Source organism: Chryseobacterium pennipullorum, from assembly GCF_003384725.1.
Taxonomy (GTDB): Bacteria; Bacteroidota; Bacteroidia; order Flavobacteriales; family Weeksellaceae; genus Chryseobacterium; species Chryseobacterium pennipullorum.
On the sequence record NZ_QNVV01000018.1, the window covers coordinates 82,011 to 86,396 of the forward strand.

At 40.1% G+C, this 4,386-nt stretch carries 4 protein-coding genes; 3 read left to right on the top strand and 1 reads right to left on the bottom strand.

Going from position 1 to position 4,386, the window contains the following annotated elements:
• Nucleotides 1–18: 18 nt before the first annotated feature.
• Nucleotides 19–522 (bottom strand): superoxide dismutase family protein, encoded by a 504-nt coding sequence (locus DRF67_RS17170; RefSeq protein ID WP_115929527.1) that lies wholly within the window; start codon nt 520–522, stop codon nt 19–21.
• 238 nt (nt 523–760) lie between these two features.
• Between DRF67_RS17170 and DRF67_RS17175 the strand changes: the two genes are divergently transcribed.
• The 3 genes from DRF67_RS17175 (at nt 761) to DRF67_RS17185 (ending at nt 4,169) form a co-directional block, all read left to right on the top strand.
• Nucleotides 761–1,399: a 4'-phosphopantetheinyl transferase family protein gene (locus DRF67_RS17175; protein ID WP_165851822.1), complete on the top strand. Its 639-nt coding sequence runs from the start codon at nt 761–763 to the stop codon at nt 1,397–1,399.
• Nucleotides 1,400–1,570: 171 nt separating this feature from the next.
• A complete protein-coding gene (locus tag DRF67_RS17180) occupies nt 1,571–2,140 on the top strand; it encodes a hypothetical protein (RefSeq protein WP_115929529.1) in 570 nt (189 codons plus the stop codon).
• A gap of 259 nt (nt 2,141–2,399) precedes the next feature.
• On the top strand, nt 2,400–4,169 hold the full coding sequence (locus tag DRF67_RS17185) for an FISUMP domain-containing protein (protein WP_115929530.1): 1,770 nt from the start codon (nt 2,400–2,402) through the stop codon (nt 4,167–4,169).
• The last annotated feature ends 217 nt before the right edge of the window (nt 4,170–4,386 follow it).

Here is a 4,386-nt window from a genome sequence, read left to right on the forward strand (position 1 = left end):
TTATGTCTTAAAAGATGACTATTTTATTTCTACACATCCCACTCTTCCGCCGGCATTCCCGGTTGGCTGGGTATGGAAATCATCTGCAGCAGCATGTACAATAAGTCCTTTTCCGATAATGTTTTTAGACTCGTCTGCACAGCCAAGGCACCATTTGTCTGTCTTGAAAACCAGTGTTGCAGTACCGTTGTCCTCTGCAACCAAATTTCCTATATCTCCCATATGGAAATGTTCTGCTCCCCATTTTCCGTGGTCATTCTTGGAAGGGTTCCAGTGTCCTCCTGTGGAAGTTCCATCTGCAGCAGAGCAGTCTCCTTTTTCATGGATGTGGACAGCATGGATTCCAGGGGTTAGATTCGTAATATCAAGCTTCATGGTTACACGCTCTCCCTGTTGGGTAAATTTCGCAGTTCCTCCGGTATTCGTTCCGCTTTTGGCATTGACTGCATAGGTCTTAGTGGTTCCGCACGAAGCTGCTAAAAACGCAAATCCCGCCAATAATGCTAATGTTTTTACTTTCATTGTTAAATGATTTATAGTGATTATACGATAAAAGTAGCAAAGATTTTCCAAAACACTTTATGATTCCGGTCTTTTTTTTGAAACTACAAAAGAGACGATGCTCAACAGATCCGGTTTTCTGTCAGGGTTCCGGCATTTTAATATAAGAAGAATTGCTTTGAAGAAAGACATAAAAATGCTTATTTTTAACAGGATACATTCTTTTTACATAATTAAAAAAACAAGCAGAGAAAGCAGAATGATTATTTTATACACTTTTATTGAAGAAGAAAAACATCAGCATCTGATGGATCGATATTTAGATGTTTTTTCTGAAAATATTAAAAAAGATATCATGGCCTACAGAAGGTGGCAAGATGCCCAGCTGTCACTGCTTGGAAAGGTAATGTTGCTGCATGGTTTGAGAACGTATTACAATATTATTGATGCAGAACTTCGGAAAACGCCCAACAACAAACCGTATTTAAAGGATAATCCTGTACATTTTAACATCTCACATTCAAAAGACCTTGTGGCTTGTGTTATTGCCAAATTTCCGGTGGGGATCGATATTGAGTTTTGTGATCCTTCTATAAACTTTCAGGATTTTGAATTTCAGATGACACCGGCCGAATGTGTACAAATTTGCAAATCAGAGGATAAAATCAAAAGTTTTTTTACGTATTGGACTGCAAAAGAAGCTGTTATAAAAGCTCATGGTGATGGGATAATGATTCCTTTAGATTCTTTTCAAATTTGCAATAATACCGGTATTGTGGACGGAGAAAAATTCTTTGTAAAGGATTTTTTTATTGATAAAAATTATTGCAGCTGTATCGCTTCGAATGATATCAATGTGAATAATGTGGTACCTGTCATTGAATTTTTTAGAATGTAAGGAAACTAAAATTTATCAACAAATATGGCTTGTTTACTGGATTTTTTTTCACTTTATAAATCATATAATGGTGACTAACATAGTTTTTTTTGTGCATATTTACTTTGAAAATCCAAAATTAACATATATCTTTACTAGGAGAAAAAAAATTATTTTATAACACGAACAACAATGAAAAAAAATGTATTTCTGCTGGTTGCCTGCGGCTTCAGTGTGCTGTCCTTTGCACAAGTAGGTATAAAGAAAGACAATCCTCACGCCAGCACAGACCTTGAACTGGGATCATCCAACAAAACCTTGCTCTTAAACAGAGTTGCCAATACAAATGCTGTCCCCAATCCTGTGAATGGTATGATGGTTTATGATCAATCTGAAGAATGTGTAAAAGCCTATCAGTCCGGGAAATGGACCAAATGCTTAGGGAAAGGCTTGAATTCTAAAAGTGCAAAATCATCATCAGACTCTTTTTCACTTTCCTGTACATCAGCCACACTTGCTCCGAGCCTCAAAGCGGGACAGGCCTATAAAGGAGTCCTTAGCATTCCGTATACCAACGGGACAGGAAATACGTATGGAGAACAGATCATCCGCGTCAATGGACTTACTGCCATGTTGTCTGCCGGAAAACTCACAACAGGAAACGGAGCGGTCCAGTATTCAGTTGCCGGGATACCAGATCGTACGGATGTAACATTTAATGTACATATCGCAGGAAGTACCTGTTCAGTAGCAGCAAAATAAGGGCTACACCATACAATATTTAAATCAACAACACTTAGATAATCCAGTTAAAAAAGGGTTTATCGTTTAATCTTTGTATAGGTAGGGATATAATATTATGCCATATAATCACTGTTTATATTGCGTTTTTACATTAAAATTTGATTGCTTCAAAATGATTTACAGAATTGACCAGAATCTGTTCTATTTCTGATGTGCCATCTGATTGAAAAGTACCCCTATTTATGTACAAATTTTATTAAACCACAACAACAAAAAAATGAGAAAAAAATTATTATTACCCATCTATTTTAGTATGAGTTCTTTCGCGTTAGCGCAGGTAGGAATTAATCAACCTAACCCTCACCTAAGCGCTGACCTCGAATTGGGCTCTACCAACAAAAGTTTGCTGCTGAACAGGGTTGCCAACCCAACAGTCATTAATAATCCGGTGAACGGGATGCTGATATATGATGTTTCTGAAGAATGTGTAAAAGCGTATCAGGGAGGCGCATGGTCCAAATGTTTCTGGAAAGAAAGTGTTTCCTTTGCTCTGGCCTGTGCTTCTGCTGTATTTGCACCACCTACCGCAACACAGGGACAGTCTTATAGCGGAACATTAACGATCCCCTACACCGGAGGAGACGGAACCGCATATCCCGGGCAGACCATCCAGTCCAACGGTTTAACGGCTACATTAGCACCAGGTACCTTTGCCACAGGGGCCGGAAGTTTGCAGTTTTCTGTAACAGGCTTTCCTATCAATTCGGGAAGTGCAGTATTTAATATCACGGTCAACGGAAGCACATGTTCTGCTGTTTCTCTACCAGTAAATCCAGGAACTCCTATCACTCCCTCCAATATTACACTGGAAGGAAGGTATTTTATCGCTTCTGTTTTTGATGAGGATTATTCCCCATTTACAACTCCTACCGGCCCCGCTACAACGGCAAGGCCTGTCGCAGCAGACGGCATAAAAGAGACATTGGTTGACCTTCAGGGAGTAATCCCTGCTTCGGGCCTTACAGTGTATATTCCGGCAACAGCAACAGGAAGCGGAACCGTTGGAGCATGGAGCCAGACGATCAACGTTCCTGCTCATTTGACAGAAGATGGAATTTCCAGAAATATTACACTTTCATGGAACTCACAATCATACAATGCTTCTACAAAGTCAATTACCGCAACACTTAAGGCTGAAGGGGGAACATTGAATGTCCGCAAGCTGGATGTAAACGCTGGAATAGGAAATGATTACCTAGGCGTACTTTTGGGGAGATTTCTTATGCCTAACTCAGGAGTACAGAAAGGCTACGAAGTTCGTGTTATAGCCGCGATACCAGATAGAATGTTTAATGAACCCGATCTAAATAAGAATTTCAGCCACAATTTCCTTTACCTTCCAATCCAGGCAGAAGATGGAAATGTATGGCTTAATCATAACCTGGGAGCAGACTATACAAATATAAGTGATCCTAACTTCAATATCGGAAAAAAACCAACTGAAGCAACGGACTTCCGAGCATATGGTTCATTGTTCCAGTGGGGCAGAAAACCGGATGGGCACTCTCTGATCAAATGGACAGCCTCCAATGCCGGAAAAGGAGTCTACAGTACGAGCAGTACCAGAGTGGATAATCCTGGTAACCCGTTATTTATTATAGCAGGTGGAGACTGGAGAACAGATGCGGGCACAAGTTCCACTTTATGGCAAAATAGTACATCTGCTAATAATCCTTGCCCTATAGGCTTTAAAGTTCCATCGCAGTCACAGTTACAAAACTATCTAAATTCCGCGAATATCAGCAATGGAATCAATGGGGCAGTAGCAAGTAAATTAGGGTTTACTGCAGCAGGAACAAGAGTTTCAACATCAGGCGATATATCACCTGTTACTACCGGAACATCAGGTCTTTACTGGAGCAGCAGTGCCGGATCACAATCCAGTCCTTCCGCATTTGCACTGCAAATCGGACAGTTTGGTGCGCCTTCGGCAACCTTTGGAGCAAGTAAAGCACAGGGAGTCTCTGTTCGCTGTATAAAAGAATAAATCAGTATAAAATTTTAGACCATCACCTAGGTAGCTGCTGATAACGTGAGCAGCTACCGAATGTGATAAACCTCTTTCTGAAACCACAGCTCTTTAGCCTGTGAAAATATAATCCGATTCCAGTATTTGAATGAAGAACGATTTGTTCTCCATCATTGACTATTGTCCAAACCTACCTAAAACAAACCTAAACATGTCCTTTAAAGAACTATTCCTC

What these genes read in the sequence shown, in the direction of transcription:
- DRF67_RS17185 (WP_115929530.1), top strand. Translation starts at nt 2,400, where the DNA reads ATGAGAAAAAAATTATTATTACCCATCTATTTTAGTATGAGTTCTTTC.
- DRF67_RS17180 (WP_115929529.1), top strand. Translation starts at nt 1,571, where the DNA reads ATGAAAAAAAATGTATTTCTGCTGGTTGCCTGCGGCTTCAGTGTGCTG.
- DRF67_RS17170 (WP_115929527.1), bottom strand. Translation starts at nt 522, where the DNA reads ATGAAAGTAAAAACATTAGCATTATTGGCGGGATTTGCGTTTTTAGCA.
- DRF67_RS17175 (WP_165851822.1), top strand. Translation starts at nt 761, where the DNA reads ATGATTATTTTATACACTTTTATTGAAGAAGAAAAACATCAGCATCTG.